Origin of the sequence: Nostoc sp. ChiQUE01b (assembly GCF_034531255.1) — a bacterium.
Lineage (GTDB): Bacteria > Cyanobacteriota > Cyanobacteriia > Cyanobacteriales > Nostocaceae > Nostoc.
The window spans coordinates 55636-72179 of the sequence record NZ_JAVRBM010000045.1; the positions used below are offsets into that span (position 1 = coordinate 55636).

The following is a 16544-nucleotide window of genomic DNA, read 5'->3' on the forward strand; positions in this document are numbered from 1 at the left end:
AAGTGCCAGAGGCATAGAAGCATTCATCAAAGAAGACACATGTCTTCTTCGATAATTCGATAAATTGTATAGTTCATCACAATAAATTGTATAGTTCATTAAATAGTGTAGGGGTGCAAAAGCACATCTACCTCTCGAATAGCTTCAAAATGCCACTCCTTTGAGAATCAGCATGATTTACATCAGACTCAAGACGGATGACAGATGCAAAATTGCCTCTATTTAGTACAGCTTTACGTAACATCGTAACGTTTTTAATGCAAGGAGACGCGTTGGCATTGTCAGTCGATGCATTGTCATTGTCAGTCGATGCATTGGCATTGTTAGTCGATGCATTGGCATTGTTAGTCGATGCATTGGCATTGTCAGTCGATGCATTGGCATTGTCAGTCGATGCATTGGCATTGCAGAGTATTGCCAAATTTAATTTGCTACGAATTAATGAAATGCTGTACTTAGTTCGGTTGGGTGTTGTTGAGTTTAGTTAAACTCACTCCCCTGCTAGTTGCGTATTTTTAGCTATGGCAGTACGTTAAGGTTTATCAGCTTAATTGAATAACTAACAGGTCAATGCAATCCAAGAACGAAGAAAATTTGTCGGCGGCAAATTCTTTTTGTGTAACTAGAACCGAGCGAAGAAATCTATGCCTGGACACGACATCATCGTTATTGGAACTTCAGCAGGTGGACTCAAAGCGCTAAGTACCATCATTAGTGCTTTGCCTGCTGACATCGATGCTGTTTTGTTGATCGTTCAACACCTGGCAGCAAACAAGCCGAGTCTTCTGCCCCAGATTCTTGAAAGCGTAAGCTCTCTTTCCACATCCCATCCAAAGGATGGTGAGAAAATTCAAAAAGGACACATTTACATTGCTCCGCCAGATCATCATTTGTTAGTCAGCCAAGAACATCTACGGGTGGTGCATGGGCCTCACGAGAACCGATTTCGACCCGCAATTGATGCGTTATTTCGTTCAGCCGCGATTACTTATGGCCCCAGGGTTGTGGGTGTAATTCTCACTGGCTACCTGGATGATGGCACAGTAGGTTTACAAGCGGTTAAAAAGCGGGGCGGAGTTGCCATAGTGCAAGACCCACAGGAGGCACAATACCCCAGTATGGTAAAGAGTGCATTACAGTTTGTCAAAGTCGATTACTGCCTAACACTAGCAGAAATTCCAAACCTGCTAGTCCATTTAACTAAGGAACCAGCAGCAGAAGAAAAAGCTTATCCAATACCAAAAGAAATGGAGATCGAGTCAAACATTGCTCTACAGCAAATGAACAGTAAAGAGTTTTTAGAGAATGTAGAAGAGATTGGGACTCGCACGACTTATACTTGTCCTCAATGTCATGGTAATATTTGGCAAATTAAGGACTCGAAGCCGCTGCGATTTCGCTGCCATACCGGGCATTCTTTTACTGCCGATGTCTTGTTGAGTCAACAAACTGAGAATATTGAAAATGCCTTGTGGTCGGCTGTTCGAGCTTTAGAGGAAAAGGTAACATTTTCGCGTCAAATGGCTGAACAAATGAAAAGTTATAATTTGCAGAAAGCAAGCAAAAAATATAAAGATTATGCGCGTAATTTAGACAAAGAGGTGTCAATTATTCGCGGATTAATCCTCAACGGCTTTGCTACGAACAGAGATATTGTAGAGTCAACTCAAGAACAGCAAGAGTAAGGAGAGACTTGCTTGTGTTGTGATAGCACCTCCTTTGATATCAGTCGTCATTAGTGTTAGTGCTGACGATACACGAACAACCAGTGAACAGGCAAATCCCAAACAAAGCGCGATGGCGCTCCCGCACCCGCCTGATTGCGATCGCGATTTGTTAACGTGAGTTGGACGGACTAAAAAAGAGCAGGAGGTAGTGCAGGCAAGTCTTTAGGGTAAATATCAATAGAAAGTTTGTTGGGCAAATAAGTCAGGACTTACGCAACTGGCACAGTGCGATCGCTATTTTAAAGCAATTGACTGGTATTGAATCATGTTAATGCCGTAAGGGTCGTATTCAAAGAAATCATGAAAGCCTCGCGCTATTTTAGTCTGGCTTAGGCTCAAAGATTTAGCTTATAGTTAGCATTTTGCGTAACGCACCATTCTTAAGGATTCGGTGCGTTACGCTATCGCTAACGCACCCTACGTATCTTTTCAAAAATAAAATAGTAGTCCTATATCACCTCTAACTTCTAAGTTGCACAGGCATAGCTAAATAGGTCATTTTCAAAGCGCCCAATGGTGTAAAAATTACTGGAGTTAAGCTTTGATTTAAATGCATTTGAATTTCGGTAGATGGTAATTCTTTTAAGCCTTCCATCAAATATTTAATGTTAAAAGCAATTTCAATATTTTCCCCAGAAATTTGTGCTGGCATCGACTCTCTACCACTGCCTACATCTTGAGCTTCACAAGATAAGGTAATTTCTTGAGCTTCGCTATCAATACTGAGCTTGACAATATTATTTTTTTGATCGGCTAACACAGCAATCCGCTCCAAAGTGCTGACAAATTGTCGCCGTTCAATTGTTACTTGTCGCTCAAATTGGCGGGGAATTAATTGTCGATAAGCAGGATATTGCCCTTCTAATGTGCGACTAGTCAAGCGTTGATTTTGCCATGCAAACACAACTTGACCTTGATCGAAATATAAAGCTACAGGTTCATCTGATGAGGCGCTATGAGCCAACATTCTTTGGAGTTCGCGTAATGCTCTAGCTGGTACTGTCACTTCTAGTTGACTAGTTCCGCCTAGAGGACGCTCGTTGCTAGTTTCTACTACTGCTAGGCGATGTCCATCGGTGGCTGCAAATTCTAGAGTATCTTGTTTAACTGTTAAATGTACTCCTGTGAGTACTTGCTTGGTTTCATCAGCACTAGTGGCAAACAATGAACCGCGTAATCCTTCAATTAATGCGGTGGTGGTGAGATGGATTACTTCTGTATTTTCAATTACAGGGAGTTCGGGAAATTCTTCCGGCCCCATTGCTCGGACTTGGTAATGTCCACTTTTGGGTGTGAGTGTGACTATTAAACCTTCTCCACCAGATGTTGCACCTGTGAGGGCTGATTCATCATCGAGAGTGATTTCGCCTTCTGGAAGACGAGAGGTGATGTCTACAAGTAATTTAGCAGGAAGTGCGATCGCACCACTTTGCCATACCTCTGCGTTAAAGCTGGTGCGGATTCCCAAGCTGAGATCGAAGGCTGTTAAGCTTACTTGGTTAGTTTGGGCATCCGCTTGCAACAGCACATTGGCAAGTACTGGATGAGTTGGTCGTGAGGGTACTGCACGACTAACGAGTGAGAGGTTTGTACTGAGATCGCTTTGGGAGCAAACTAATTTCATAAGTCAGATTCAGCTGGTGAAAGATATGGTAACATCCTTATTGTTTATAGGCGATCGCTGTTTTTTGGTTAGCGCGTAAGCGTGCTCCAGAAGAATTTGGTGTGCAAACATAAATTTCTTAAGAGACTTTCCCTATTTAGAACGGGTTAATCGCTACCTAATTTCTTGATAAAATCCCCATGATCAGCAGACTGTAAACCTGTTTGTAAAACCTTCAATACACCCTGCATATTACCTGCTAATAACTCCGTCGTCGCTAACCACAACCCTGGAAATACCCGACTTCGCAAAATGTCTTCATTGTCATGTACTAATTCCAGATATTCACCCTGTTCAAGAGAAAACCAAGTCAATTTTTGGTCTAAAACTTGCCAAACAATATATTCTTTGACACCGTTGCGACGATAAGCCTGTTTTTTGCCATGAAGATCAATAGCTGCACTACTAGCAGCAATTTCCACAACTAATTCTGGCGCACCTTCAATATAATCATCTTCACTCAGCCGCGTTTGACCACCTGCTTCCGGTTCAATCAACAGAACAGCATCGGGTTGAGGTTCGTTATCTAAGTCTAAGCGAACGGTAGGTTCAACTCCCAACGCTACACCAGAAGTCGCAGCTTCGTAAGTACCAAGCCATGCCAAAATCCAACCATGCGGTTGACCGTGACTTCGGAAACGCAGAGCAGCAGGCATAATATAGACAATCCCTTCGGTTAATTCAGCTTTTTTCAAGTTAGGGGTGGCATTATAGCGACGCTCAAACTCGTAGCGGGTGAGTTTGTCGCCATTTTCTAAAGGAGGAATTGTCCAAAGCTGGAAAGGGGTTTTCACCATAATTGTTGTGAAAATAAGCTTGTGTACATCTTAGCGAATTAGGTAAAAACGCAACCTACTAAGGAATGAGAGATAAATCAACAAATTTACCGGAATATTAAGATTTTTTTACAAAATCACCAGGAATGTTGTTTAAATTGATAGCTGCATCCCAAGCATTAAATAGGTTTCAGCTATATTTTCTCCCCTAAAACCCGCAACAAACCTTATTTTTTTTCAGCCAGCAGGTTTGAGAAAATCAGAAACGATTTAATAATCAAGTACTTATAAGTAAATGGGCTGAATTAAAGATAATACCTCTCTCCAAACCTCTCCCCTTCCCTGCTAAGGGTACGCTGGGCGATGCCTACGGCGGTAAACTACCCACCGAAGGGGTTGGTGGTAAGCTCTATCTTATATTTTTTACGCCCATTTACTTAGTTATTTGAGTTTAAAAGGGAGACACAAACATGAAATTGGCTTACTGGATGTATGCTGGCCCAGCCCACATCGGCACTCTGCGAATCGCTAGTTCTTTTAAAAATGTTCATGCGATTATGCACGCCCCACTTGGCGATGACTACTTCAACGTCATGCGCTCTATGCTATCGCGGGAGAGGGATTTTACTCCGGTGACAACCAGTGTCGTCGATCGCAACGTTTTGGCACGCGGTTCCCAAGAGAAGGTGGTAGATAACATCACCCGCAAAGATGCCGAGGAACACCCAGATTTGATTGTGTTAACTCCCACCTGCACCTCCAGCATTTTACAAGAGGATTTGCACAACTTTGTCGAACGGGCGCAGCTGGAAGCGAAAGGAGATGTCATGCTGGCGGATGTGAACCACTACCGCTACAACGAACTGCAAGCTGCCGATCGCACTCTCGATCAAATTGTCCAATATTACATCGAAAAAGCCCGGAAGCGGGGCGAATTGGCAGAGGGCAAAACAGCAAAGCCCTCGGTTAACATTATCGGTACTACCACCCTTGGTTTCCACAACAATCACGACTGCACCGAACTCAAACGCCTGATGGCTGACTTGGGAATTGAGGTAAATACTTTAATTCCTGAAGGTGCTTCGGTGAATGACTTGAAAAAGATGTCCAAAGCCTGGTTTAACTTAGTGCCTTACCGTGAACTCGGTTTGACCACAGCCCGTTACCTGGAAAAACAATTTGGCACACCTTATATAGACATTACTCCAATGGGTGTAGTGGAAACTGCCCGTTGTATTCGCAAGATTCAGCAGGTAATTAACGCTCAAGGTGCAGAAGTTGACTATGAAGACTTCATCAATGAGCAAACCTTACATGTCTCTCAGGCTGCTTGGTTCTCCCGTTCGATTGACTGTCAAAACTTGACTGGCAAAAAAGCTGTGGTCTTTGGTGACAATACCCACGCTGCTGCTATTACCAAGATTCTGGCGCGAGAAATGGGGATTCATGTTGTTTGGGCTGGAACCTACTGTAAATATGATGCAGATTGGTTCCGCGAACAGGTCAGCGAGTATTGCGATGAAGTGCTAATTTCTGAAGATCATGGTGCAATTGGGGATGCGATCGCTCGTGTCGAACCCTCTGCCATTTTCGGCACCCAAATGGAACGCCACGTTGGTAAGCGTTTGGATATTCCCTGCGGCGTAATTGCTGCACCAATCCACGTCCAAAACTTCCCCATTGGTTACAAACCATTTATGGGTTACGAAGGCACGAATCAGATTACCGATTTGATCTACAATTCCTTCACTTTGGGAATGGAAGATCACCTATTAGAAATCTTTGGCGGTCATGATACCAAAGAAGTAATTACTAGGGGAATTTCTGCTGATTCTGATTTGAATTGGACAAAAGATGGTCAAGCAGAATTGAATAAGATTCCAGGATTTGTTCGTGGCAAAGTCAAGCGTAATACTGAAAAATTTGCCCGCGATCGCGGTTTCAAGGAAATCAATGCTGAGGTTCTTTACGCTGCCAAGGAAGCTGTTGGGGCTTAATGATAATTTAGTTATCAGTTATGAAACTGATAGCTAAAATTCCATAGAAGAGTGTTTCTTTGAAAAAACACTCTTCTGCTTATTATTAAATAAATTTTCTTGCACAAACTAATTTATTAAAAATAGTGTATTTATGAGCAACAATCAATTATCCAGCAGATTGAACGAAAATAGACTGTATACCAGATTAGTTACTACACTAAAAATACTTCAGTTTGTCGGCTTTTTTATTGTAGTCATTTTTTTTATTGTAATATTTTCAATATTTGGTTTTGTAAGTTTTAGTACACCTAATATAATTTTTTTCTTACCTTTTATTTCTATAATTATTACCTGTATTATTATATATATTCTGACAGCAGCTTTAATAGCAATTATTGACCTTTTAAGCAGGATAGAAAAAAATACCAGGTCTGAATAATAACTGAGGACTAATCATACATTGAAAGGGTTTTGTTGAGGAAAACGTGCTGTTACAACGTCCCCAAACTGTAAAGAACGAACAGAATATAAATCTAGTGCAGCACCGAAAAGACTTTATTCGCCAATTTTTAGCTCCTGCTGCAAAGTTTGCTGGAGATATTGATCGTGGTTTTCTCCTACATCAAGAAAATAAAGTGCGAGATGCTGTATTTCATCCAGAATTTTGGTAAAACCTCGCCTATTGGGTAGAAACAAGTAATCATAACCGTCCATACCAATAAATTTAATAATGTTAGTTCGGTTTTGTAACAAGACTGAAAAGCAAGAAGCTTTTCAGTGGTAATAATTTGTTGTGCAGCTGCGGTAACTGGGGCTTAATTTAGTTTTTGTTTTTGGATTTGTTCCCATTCCCCTTGAATAGTTTGTAATGCCTTCAAGGTACGATTTAAACGAGCTTTTTTTAACTCAGGAGTCTCTTTTTGGAATAAACTCGGAGAATTTATTACTTTATGTAGTTCAGATTGGGTGGAATGCAAGCGATCGCTCAAACAGCGTTCAAAGATTTCACTATTACCACTGCTCACATTTTCTACTAATTGGCTATATATATACTCTTTAGAACTGATTTGATTGTTGAGGGCAGTATTAACAATTTCCTCGATTAACTTGTGGTAGGATTCAGATAATAAATTAGATGCTGTGGCTGGCGTGGGTTCTGCGGCTAGATTATTTGTTTCACAAGTAGAGGGATCGGATATTTCTTCTTTAGTCGGCGTTACGAAAGTTTCCTCAGAAGTAGAAGATTCTTCTTGAGTTGGTGTTGGTAAAGTTTTCTGAGAATTTGTAGGTGAAGTATTTGCTTTAGAATTAGATAAGTAATAATCTGCTAAAGAGCCGCAGAGAAACTCTTCACGAAAGCGGTTTATTTTGGCACGTGACTGGATTTTGTGGTAACGACGTTTCTGATACCATAAACCAGAAATTAGTAAGCCTGCGATCGCTCCTATGCCAACTCCTACCATCGCAACCTTGGCATCTTCTAAAGCTTGATTTTGTTGCCCAGATTCGACAGTCGGATTGGAAGATGCACTTTCAGCAATAGCATAGTCACTCGCTGAACTTAGCTGCACGCTAGTGGCGATCGCCGCAGCTGACAGTATAAATCTAAATACTAACTTTGATTTCCACATAATTTTACAGTTTAAAAATATGTTATCTATTACTAGAGACTAACCGCCTCCCCAAGGAGTGAATAGTTAATGATCAAACTAACTAGATCCCTCTTTTACTAAAGAAGTTCCACTCCATTTATATAAAAAATCAACTTTGTCAACAGTAGTTCCCAGAAAATGTTCTTATTTTTTAACATTATTTGCGCGTTTAGGAATCTTGACAAAGCCATAGATTAATACCATTTCTCAAACTATGTGCATAAGATATTTCGTAAAATGGTTATGATTTATAGCGATCGCATAATCAAATAGCATTGAGTTCGGTAGGCAATGGTTGAGGATGTGCCATCGCTGCTAGGCTCTCCCTTGGTATCGCATGTTGCTGGGCATAAAATATACAAGCATAAACAAAATAACTACATCCCCGAAAGTTCACTCAATGAATATATTACCTTATAGCGATGCCATGCAGCGATCGCATTTTTTAACGCAGAAATTTACTGATAAATAAAAATTAAAAGCGAACAAATATCACAATACAAAATTATTACTTCGGGGATCTAATAGGCAGAATAACCCACTAGAGCTTTAACCGATGTGCCTCCAATAACGAAGTAAAAAAAACATCATAAAAGCTTCGCAATCTCGCGTATTAAAAAAAAGTAGATGCATGTTAGTGTTTTAATCTCATTGTCTTACCTTTGAGGCTTTCCCTATGCATCTGCACTATTTACACCCCCAACACCTTGAAGAATTAGTCAACAGTAGTGGTATAGACTTACACTTACTGTATCTCAATTTTAGGTCGCTCCAAGGTGTAACAGCTTATGAGTACCTGTTGATTTCTGAGCTACTCCCCCGCACCAATACCGGAATGGTGAAAAGTAGTTGGTTGCAGCGTTATGCTCATATCACAGAAGGTGGTTGGTGGTGTTCGGGACTAGACCCTCTGAATAATTGGCAAATGATGGAATGGGGATGCTTTAAGCCAAACCAACCCCGACAAAATCACAATGGCAAGTCCATCAAGTACGAGCATCCCCCAAGCACACCAACGCGAGTGTTTTGTTTGCGGGTAACGTTGCAAGTATGGCAGCAAGTCGCTGGACGTTACAATCTAGTCATGCCTGACAATATTACCATTACTGCTGATGGTGAAGCTGGAGGCTTTTGGCAATGGGTGATGCAACAGAATATCCCCCTTGTCATCTGCGAGGGTGTAAAGAAAGCAGCCACGTTGTTGACACAAGGATATGTAGCTATTGCCATTCCCGGAATTACCAGTGGTTATCGGGTTGTGAAAGATGAATTTGGTAAAGTTACCCGTCGTCAGCTAATTCCTGATTTAGCAGCGTTTGCAATTACAAAACGCAGCTTTTACATTTGCTTTGATTTTGAAACTCAACCCAAGACAATTGCTGCTGTAAATAATGCTATTTCTCAACTTGGTTGTTTATTCCAGCAAAAAAATTGCCCTGTTAAAGTCATCGAACTTCCAGGAATGGAAAAAGGGGTTGATGAATTTATTGTTGCTAAGGGTGCAAATAGCTTCGATAAAATTTATCGCCAAAGTGTTGATTTAGAAATTTATCTTGCTCAAACCAAACCCCACACTGAGTTAAGTATTCCTGCTGCACTTACCTTCAACCGTCCTTATATAAGTGAAATACCTTTCCCCACCTCTGGATTAGTAGGAGTCAAATCAGCAAAAGGAACGGGGAAAACTACGGCATTGCAAGGCGTTGTTCAACAAGCAAAAAATATAAACCAACCCGTTTTATTAATTACCCACAGAATCCTACTTGGACGATTTTTGTGTGAAAAAATTGGTATTCAATGGGGAACACATAAAGAAGATGGAGAAAAAAGGATTGATAAAACACTTACTCCTGCTCCTCCCATCCTCTGCTCTCTATTTCCTCAGCAATCCCTCGGCTTGTGTGTTGATTCGATTTGGAAACTTAACCCGGAAAATTGGCGGGGAGCAATAGTAATTTTAGATGAAGTAGAGCAATCTTTATGGCATTTATTAAACAGTAATACTTGTAAGCATAAGCGGGTAAAAATATTAAAGTTATTCCAGCAACTGATTGCGACAGTTTTAACAAGTGGAGGATTAGTAATTGCTCAAGATGCTGATTTGTCAGATGTTTCACTGGAATATTTACAGGGATTGGCGGGAATGAAATTAACACCTTGGGTAGTTCTCAACCAGTGGAAACCTCAGCATGGTTGGGATGTGACTTTTTATGATTCACCAAACCCAACACCGCTAATTCACCAACTAGAATTGGATTTACTTGCTGGACGAAAATGTTATGTTACTACTGATAGTCGGGCTGGGCGTTATAGTTGTGAAACAATTGAACGTTATCTGAAAGAACGGCTACAAAAATTACGGCGACAATTTCCTAAAACTTTGGTAGTTAGTAGTCATACTATAAATACCCCTGGTCATGCAGCGGTTGATTTTATTGCAGCCATTAATCAAAAAATATCTGAATATGACGGTGTTTTTGTTACCCCTAGCCTTGGTACAGGAATTAGTATTGATGTCCAACATTTTGACCGAGTTTATGGCATTTTTCAAGGAGTAATTCCTGACTCGGAAGCAAGACAAGCGCTAGCAAGAGTCAGGGATAATGTGCCGCGTGTTGTCTGGTGCGCTAAACGAGGTATTGGTTTAATTGGTAGTGGGAGTACAAATTATCGCTTGTTATCTGATTGGTATCAAGAAAATCAAAAAGAAAATTTAGCTTTGCTGAGTCCACTACATAAAATAGATGTGGATTTACCCTTAGTTTATGACCCGATTCATTTGCGAACTTGGGCTAAGTTATCTGCACGAGTAAATGCTTCTATTCGCTTCTACCGTCAATCGATGCAAGATGGTTTGATTGCTGATGGGCATCAAATTCAGATGCGGAGTAATGCTGTTCACAATAATATTATTCGAGATTTACGTCTAGCCTTTTTGGCAACTGATGCAGGTGATTTAGCTACCCGCAAAAGGTTAATTTTAGAAATTGTTAAAGTTCAAAAAGATTGGGCACAAAGTCGTCAAAAAGCTAAAGAAATTAAACGCAAAATTAAAGAAATTAAGCAGCAAAATCAACTATCGATCGCAACTGCTGTGGCTAATGCTAAAGATATCAATTATATGGAATATGAGCAGATGTTAGTTAAGCATTCCCTAACGGATGGAGAACGCAACCAAATTAACAAATATATTCTTAGACAAAGATATGGTGTAGAAATTACTCCTTGGCTGAAATTACAGGATGAACAAGGATATTATCGTCAACTGTTAATTCACTATTATTTAACTCACGAAAGCGAGTATTTTCACGTTAGAGATGAGCAAGAGTGGCATCAACAATTGTCTTGGGGTGAAGGAAAAGTTTTTTTACCAGATTTAAAAACTTACACGCTAAAAGTTGAAGCTATGAGAGCTTTAGGAATGCTTCAGTTTCTCGAAGAAAAACGCGAATTTAATGAGAATGATCCAGATTTGATATTATTAAAAAATATCGTTTTTCAGCATAGTAAGCATATTAAAAGAGCGCTTGGTATTAATTTAATTGGAGAGGAAGAGCAGGTTTCGGCAATAAAAATACTCAGCCGACTATTAAATTTGTTGGGTTTGAAGCTGAAGCGAGTAAATGACGTTTATCAAATCGATTTAGAAACGTTATATGATGGCAGGGAGAAAATATTTGCTGTTTGGCATAAACGAGATGAGTTGATGTTGGCTCATGTTAAGAATGTTGGCTATGATCTGCCTGATTATTCTTCAGAATGGAAATTTGAAATTACACAAACGAAGTCTGTAAAAACAAACTATATGATGTCTATGCCTACTCTTCCGTTATCAAAGATATAGCAATCCTGAATTATTTTTGAGTATCGCAACTAACTGCCATAAATCCTCTTTTCATAACCTATCCATTCTTTTTCTCGTAACAGATACTTTTGAATTTTACCAGTGCTAGTTTTTGGCAGAGTAGTAAATTCAATCGTCGTAGGGCATTTAAAAGCAGCAATTTGATGGCGGCAAAATTGGATTAATTCTTGTTCTGTAACTTGCGCGTTTTCTTTAAGGGTAACAAAAGCTTTTGGCACTTCACCACGCTTGGTATGAGGTACAGCAATAACTGCACACTCTAACACGGCTTCATGGCGGTAAAGACATTGTTCAACTTCAATACTAGAGACATTTTCCCCATTTGTAATGATAATATCTTTAATGCGATCGCGCACCTCAATATAACCGTCAGGGTGCATTATTGCTAAATCACCGCTATGAAACCATCCTCCTCTAAATACCCTTTCGGTTGCTTCTGGATCATTATAATAGCCCTTCATCACCATATTTCCTCGCATCACCACTTCCCCCATTGTTTGACCGTCCGCCGGGACATCATTCAGATTTTGATCTACAACTCGCAAACCATCTGCACCGATATAAGGTACGCCTTGGCGTGCCATAAGTTTTGCTTGTTTTTCAATATTTAAATTATTCCAATCTGATTGATATTCACAAACACTATATGGGCCATAAACTTCTGTTAAACCATAAACGTGAATAATTTTTGCGCCAATGTTAGTAAGTTTTTCAATCAATATTGGTGATGGTGGTGCGCCTGCTGTAGTAATAGTTAGAGGTTTTGCTAATAATTGCGGACAGTCTGGATGATTGAGGAGAGAAATTAAAATTACAGGTGCAGCATTTAAATGAGTTACTCCTTGTTGTTGAATTAACTTCCAAATATTAGCGGGGTTAAACTTACGCAAACAAATATGAGTACCACCAATAGCAGTTACCGCCCAAGTAAAACACCAACCATTGCAGTGAAACATAGGCAGAGTCCATAAATAAACTGAGTTAGGTGTTAGTGTTGTTTCAATTATTTCTCCTAAAGAGTTAATATATGCACCGCGATGGGAATACATTACACCTTTGGGTTTACCAGAAGTCCCACTAGTGTAATTAATAGAAATCGTATCCATTTCATCCGTAATTACCCAAGATAAAGGAGTAGGAATACCAGTTTGGAGAAATGCTTCATAATCCTCTCCATTTATAGGTTCAAATACTTCAATATCGCTGATATTGATTATATACTTAACACTTTCTAGACTATTTTGAATCGGTCGAATTATATTTGCTAACTCTGTATCAACAAAGAGAAATTTAGCACCGCAATCATTCAAGATATAAACAACTTCTTGGGAAGCTAAACGAGTATTAATCGATACTAAAATTCCACCAGCTAAAGGCACTGCAAAATGGGCTTCTAGCATGGGTGGAGTATTGAAACAAAAAAAAGCGACACGATCGCCTTTTTTAAGTCCAGCATAATGCAGTGCTGAGGCTAGACAATTTATCCTCTGAGCAAATTCGCTGTAGGTGAAGCGTTTTTGATTATATGTAATAGCAACTTTATGACTATAGACTTTAGCACTACGTTGAATAAAAGTTAAAGGTGTAAGAATGCTGCGCTCAACTGCTTCAGGGTTCATGGCTAATGCTAACAGTAATTATTTACTGCATGAGCATACCATTGAGCGATAAAGGTTATCAAGTAAGGTATTCGAAAACTGCATAACAATAGTCTGATTCCCCAGAAAAACCGCTTAGGTGGTAAATTAAGTTATATAGTTGATAGTTAACTGCTAATTAATCATTACAGAAGATAATTAAATATGAAATTGGAGAAAGAACAAATAGTTATAAGTTATTTAATAATAACTAATTTCCAAACTGTCTAAAGGTATCTAATTTTAAATAACTCAAACTGGTTCGCAAGATTAAAATAAAAAACCTTCCAACAAATACAATAGTCGTTAGAATTGTTTTTATAGCAGTTCTCGGTTGAGTGAGGTGCAAGAACCCCACCCCCAACCCCCTCCCCGCTATTTCGTGGAGGGGGCTATGATGTACCTCATGTGATTAGGAAACGCTATAAAACATATCGTTAAGAATCCCAATGCTTTAGAGGATGTTTGAAAAGTCATAATTGATGTATCAAATATTTTTTCCCCTACCCTAACCCTCCTTTTATAAAGGGGAGGGAACCGGATTTTTCTTGTTTCCCCCCTTTACAAGCTATGCGTTACATACATCTTTCTTTACAATCTTGAAATCCTTATTTTATACCCACCTTAGAGACTGGGGTGTTAGGCATACTTGACAAATTAGCGCTTAATATTCTCAGCAAAACTGGGGTTTTATTGAAAATAAACAACGAACGAATCAGGGTTATAAAAACGTAAGTGAATCCTCTCAAAATGTTAAGAAAGATGTTTATAATGGATAGCCTTTATAAAGGGGAGGGAACCAGATTTTTCTTGTTTCCCCCCTTTACAAGGGGGGATTAAGGGGGGTAAAAATTTGATTAAAATTACAGCCAATCACTTTTCAAACAACCTCTTAGGCTAGAGAATGTCAAAAACCAAAAAAAATTATATGAATTCTGAAGATTTTTTCAACCAAGGATTAAACCAAAATTTACAAGGGGACTATCAAGCCGCGATCGCAGCTTACACCCAAGCAATCAAGTTAAATCCTGACTATGCCGAAGCTTACCATAATCGAGGGCTGATTTTAAGTGGTCAACTCAAAGATTATCGCAATGCAATCGTTAACTTCAATCGCGCTATCGAAATTAATCCCAATTTTGCCATAGCTTTTTACAACCGGGCCAATGCTCGTTACTTTTTAGCCGATTATCAAGGCGCGATCGCCGATCATAACGTCGCATTACAATTAGATCCCAATCTGGCGCAATCTTACCACAGCCGAGGGAATGCCTACTTTGCTTTGGAAAACTACGACAAAGCGATCGCAGATTATATCCAAACAATAGAAATGAGTACCCAATTAGCTGATAATATTAATATTGATATTGCTAATGCTTATCATAATCGGGGCGTAGCTCGTTTTGAACGTGGCGATCGTCAAGGCGCAATCGCAGATTTTCAACAAGCTTTACAATGGCATCCCCATTTTGCCGCAGCTTACAGCAATCGCGGCAATATTCACCATATTTTAGGCAATTATCAGGAAGCGATCGCTGACCATAACCAGGCATTACAATTAGATCCTAACTTGGCGGAGGCTTATCATAATCGAGGTAATGCTCACTATGCTTTAGCAGATTATCAAAGTGCGATCGCAGATTACAATCACGCCCTAGAAATCAATCCCAACTTTGCTGGAGCGTACTATAATCGGGGTCTGGTGCTTGCTCACCTGAAAAACTATCAGGGAGCAATCGAAGACTTTAACCAAGCATTAAAGCTGAATCCTGATGATCTGCAAGCTTATTGTGAGCGAGGTCTGGTTCGTAGTACTCTTGAAGATTATCAGGGTGCGCTCGCAGATTATGACCAAGCATTACAAGAAAATCCGACTTTAGCTTTAGTATACGGCTTTCGGGCTAATGCTCGTCGCCGATTGGGAGATTATCAAGGTGCAATTGAAGATAGCAATCGGCTATTACAACTCAATCCTAATTTAGCAGAAGGATATTGCGATCGCGCGGCGGCTCGTCGTTCTGTAGGAGATTATAAAGGAGCAATTAAAGATTACGATCGAGCATTGCAAATTAATGATAATTTAGCCGCAGCTTATTATGGTCGGAGTATTGCCCGTGAAGCTCTGCAAGATTTACAGGGAGCAATTGATGATAACACTCAAGCCATAGAGCTTGTTCCTGATTTTTCCGAAGCGTACTGCAATCGCGGAAATGCTCGTCGTCTTTTAGGAGATGAACATGGGGCGATCGCAGATTATAATCAAGCATTAAAAATTAATCCTGATTTAATTGAAGCATATTACAACCGAGGTTCTACACATTATGCTTTAGAAGCTTATGAAAGTGCGATCGCAGATTACACCCAAGCTTTGCAAATCAATCCCCAATCTGCTGCATTTTACAGCGATCGCGCCAATGCTCGCTATGCTTTAGAAGATTATCAAGGGGCAATAGAAGATTACAGTCGAGCGATCGCGATCGACCCCAGCTTTGCCGAAGACTGGTACAATCGGGGTCGTAGCCGTTCTCTATTGGGAGACTTACAAGGAGCGCTTGCAGACTTAAACCAAGCCTTACAGCGTCAGCCTAATTGGGCTTCAGCCTACATCCTTCGGGCAGATGTATATCGGAATCTGGGAGACTCTCAAGGAGCAATTACCGATTTTCAGAAATCCGCAGACTTATATTACCAAGAAGGGAATATCCAGTATTATCAACAAATTGTTGAGCTAATTGAACAACTTCATTAGACCTAGCTTGAAAATAGGGACTGGGGACTGGGGATGGTGGGGCCCCCTCTGGGGATAAGGGGTAATGGGGATTGGGAAAGAGGTATTTTCATTGTTCCTTGTGAGCGCCGCTCATGGAGTCTCTTGCAAAAGTTCTCTAGTCAAGCCTTAAAAAAACAAGAGTTTGTCGGAGTCGGAGTTGATTTAGGAATCAATCATTTAGCCACATTATCAACAGGAAAAATATTTGATGGAGTAAAAAGTTATAAAAAATATGAATCTAAACTAGCAAGAATGCAATATTTGAACCGACATAAACAAGTCGGTTCAAATAATTACAAAAAAGCCACTATCAAAATAGCGAGACTACACCAAAAGATAGCCAACACCAGAAAAGATTCATTACATAAAATCACCACCTATCTCAGCAAAAAACACGCAGTCATAGGGATAGAAGATTTAAATAGACCTATCCGAAATATAAATACGGCATAAAAAAGTGGTAGAAGAATAAAAT

The 16544-nt window shown here is 39.9% G+C and carries 11 protein-coding genes; 7 read left to right on the top strand and 4 right to left on the bottom strand.

What is annotated here, in order from left to right; translation table 11 throughout:
• Positions 1 to 197 precede the first annotated feature (197 nt).
• Entirely contained in the window at positions 198 to 488 is a 291-nt protein-coding gene (locus RMY63_RS25635; RefSeq protein WP_322731402.1) for a hypothetical protein, read from the top strand.
• 156 nt (positions 489 to 644) lie between these two features.
• Positions 645 to 1685, top strand: a complete 1041-nt coding sequence (locus RMY63_RS25640; RefSeq protein WP_322731403.1) for a chemotaxis protein CheB — start codon at positions 645 to 647, stop codon at positions 1683 to 1685.
• Between the two features lie 502 nt (positions 1686 to 2187).
• Here the strand turns inward: RMY63_RS25640 and dnaN are convergent.
• Positions 2188 to 3351 (bottom strand): DNA polymerase III subunit beta, encoded by a 1164-nt coding sequence (gene dnaN, locus RMY63_RS25645; RefSeq protein WP_322731404.1) that lies wholly within the window; start codon positions 3349 to 3351, stop codon positions 2188 to 2190.
• A 146-nt stretch (positions 3352 to 3497) separates the two neighbouring features.
• Positions 3498 to 4187: a Uma2 family endonuclease gene (locus tag RMY63_RS25650; protein ID WP_322731405.1), complete on the bottom strand. Its 690-nt coding sequence runs from the start codon at positions 4185 to 4187 to the stop codon at positions 3498 to 3500.
• Positions 4188 to 4636: 449 nt separating this feature from the next.
• On the opposite strand from RMY63_RS25650, the gene bchB reads away from it, so the two are divergent.
• Positions 4637 to 6163, top strand: a complete 1527-nt coding sequence (gene bchB, locus RMY63_RS25655; RefSeq protein WP_322731406.1) for a ferredoxin:protochlorophyllide reductase (ATP-dependent) subunit B — start codon at positions 4637 to 4639, stop codon at positions 6161 to 6163.
• Between the two features lie 467 nt (positions 6164 to 6630).
• Positions 6631 to 6816, top strand: a complete 186-nt coding sequence (locus RMY63_RS25660; protein ID WP_322731407.1) for a hypothetical protein — start codon at positions 6631 to 6633, stop codon at positions 6814 to 6816.
• A 144-nt stretch (positions 6817 to 6960) separates the two neighbouring features.
• On the opposite strand, the gene RMY63_RS25665 is transcribed toward RMY63_RS25660, so the two are convergent.
• Entirely contained in the window at positions 6961 to 7776 is an 816-nt protein-coding gene (locus tag RMY63_RS25665; protein ID WP_322731408.1) for a hypothetical protein, read from the bottom strand.
• Between the two features lie 697 nt (positions 7777 to 8473).
• Between RMY63_RS25665 and RMY63_RS25670 the strand changes: the two genes are divergently transcribed.
• Positions 8474 to 11641: a plasmid replication protein, CyRepA1 family gene (locus RMY63_RS25670; RefSeq protein WP_322731409.1), complete on the top strand. Its 3168-nt coding sequence runs from the start codon at positions 8474 to 8476 to the stop codon at positions 11639 to 11641.
• 29 nt (positions 11642 to 11670) lie between these two features.
• On the opposite strand, the gene RMY63_RS25675 is transcribed toward RMY63_RS25670, so the two are convergent.
• The gene (locus RMY63_RS25675) at positions 11671 to 13281 is read right to left on the bottom strand and encodes an acyl--CoA ligase family protein (RefSeq protein WP_322731410.1); all 1611 of its coding nucleotides are present in this window, start codon (positions 13279 to 13281) and stop codon (positions 11671 to 11673) included.
• Positions 13282 to 14227: 946 nt separating this feature from the next.
• Here RMY63_RS25675 and RMY63_RS25680 point away from each other — a divergent pair.
• Together RMY63_RS25680 and RMY63_RS25685 are read left to right on the top strand one after the other, a co-directional pair.
• Positions 14228 to 16048 carry a tetratricopeptide repeat protein gene (locus RMY63_RS25680; RefSeq protein ID WP_322731411.1) on the top strand — a complete coding sequence of 607 codons (1821 nt, stop codon included), beginning with the start codon at positions 14228 to 14230 and terminating at the stop codon, positions 16046 to 16048.
• A gap of 33 nt (positions 16049 to 16081) precedes the next feature.
• Positions 16082 to 16522, top strand: a complete 441-nt coding sequence (locus RMY63_RS25685) for a transposase (protein ID WP_322731412.1) — start codon at positions 16082 to 16084, stop codon at positions 16520 to 16522.
• Positions 16523 to 16544 lie beyond the last annotated feature (22 nt).

Coding starts and splice junctions, on each gene's coding strand:
- dnaN (WP_322731404.1), bottom strand. CDS start 3,351: ATGAAATTAGTTTGCTCCCAAAGCGATCTCAGTACAAACCTCTCACTC.
- bchB (WP_322731406.1), top strand. CDS start 4,637: ATGAAATTGGCTTACTGGATGTATGCTGGCCCAGCCCACATCGGCACT.
- RMY63_RS25665 (WP_322731408.1), bottom strand. CDS start 7,776: ATGTGGAAATCAAAGTTAGTATTTAGATTTATACTGTCAGCTGCGGCG.
- RMY63_RS25680 (WP_322731411.1), top strand. CDS start 14,228: ATGAATTCTGAAGATTTTTTCAACCAAGGATTAAACCAAAATTTACAA.
- RMY63_RS25670 (WP_322731409.1), top strand. CDS start 8,474: ATGCATCTGCACTATTTACACCCCCAACACCTTGAAGAATTAGTCAAC.
- RMY63_RS25685 (WP_322731412.1), top strand. CDS start 16,082: ATGGTGGGGCCCCCTCTGGGGATAAGGGGTAATGGGGATTGGGAAAGA.
- RMY63_RS25635 (WP_322731402.1), top strand. CDS start 198: ATGACAGATGCAAAATTGCCTCTATTTAGTACAGCTTTACGTAACATC.
- RMY63_RS25650 (WP_322731405.1), bottom strand. CDS start 4,187: ATGGTGAAAACCCCTTTCCAGCTTTGGACAATTCCTCCTTTAGAAAAT.
- RMY63_RS25640 (WP_322731403.1), top strand. CDS start 645: ATGCCTGGACACGACATCATCGTTATTGGAACTTCAGCAGGTGGACTC.
- RMY63_RS25675 (WP_322731410.1), bottom strand. CDS start 13,281: ATGAACCCTGAAGCAGTTGAGCGCAGCATTCTTACACCTTTAACTTTT.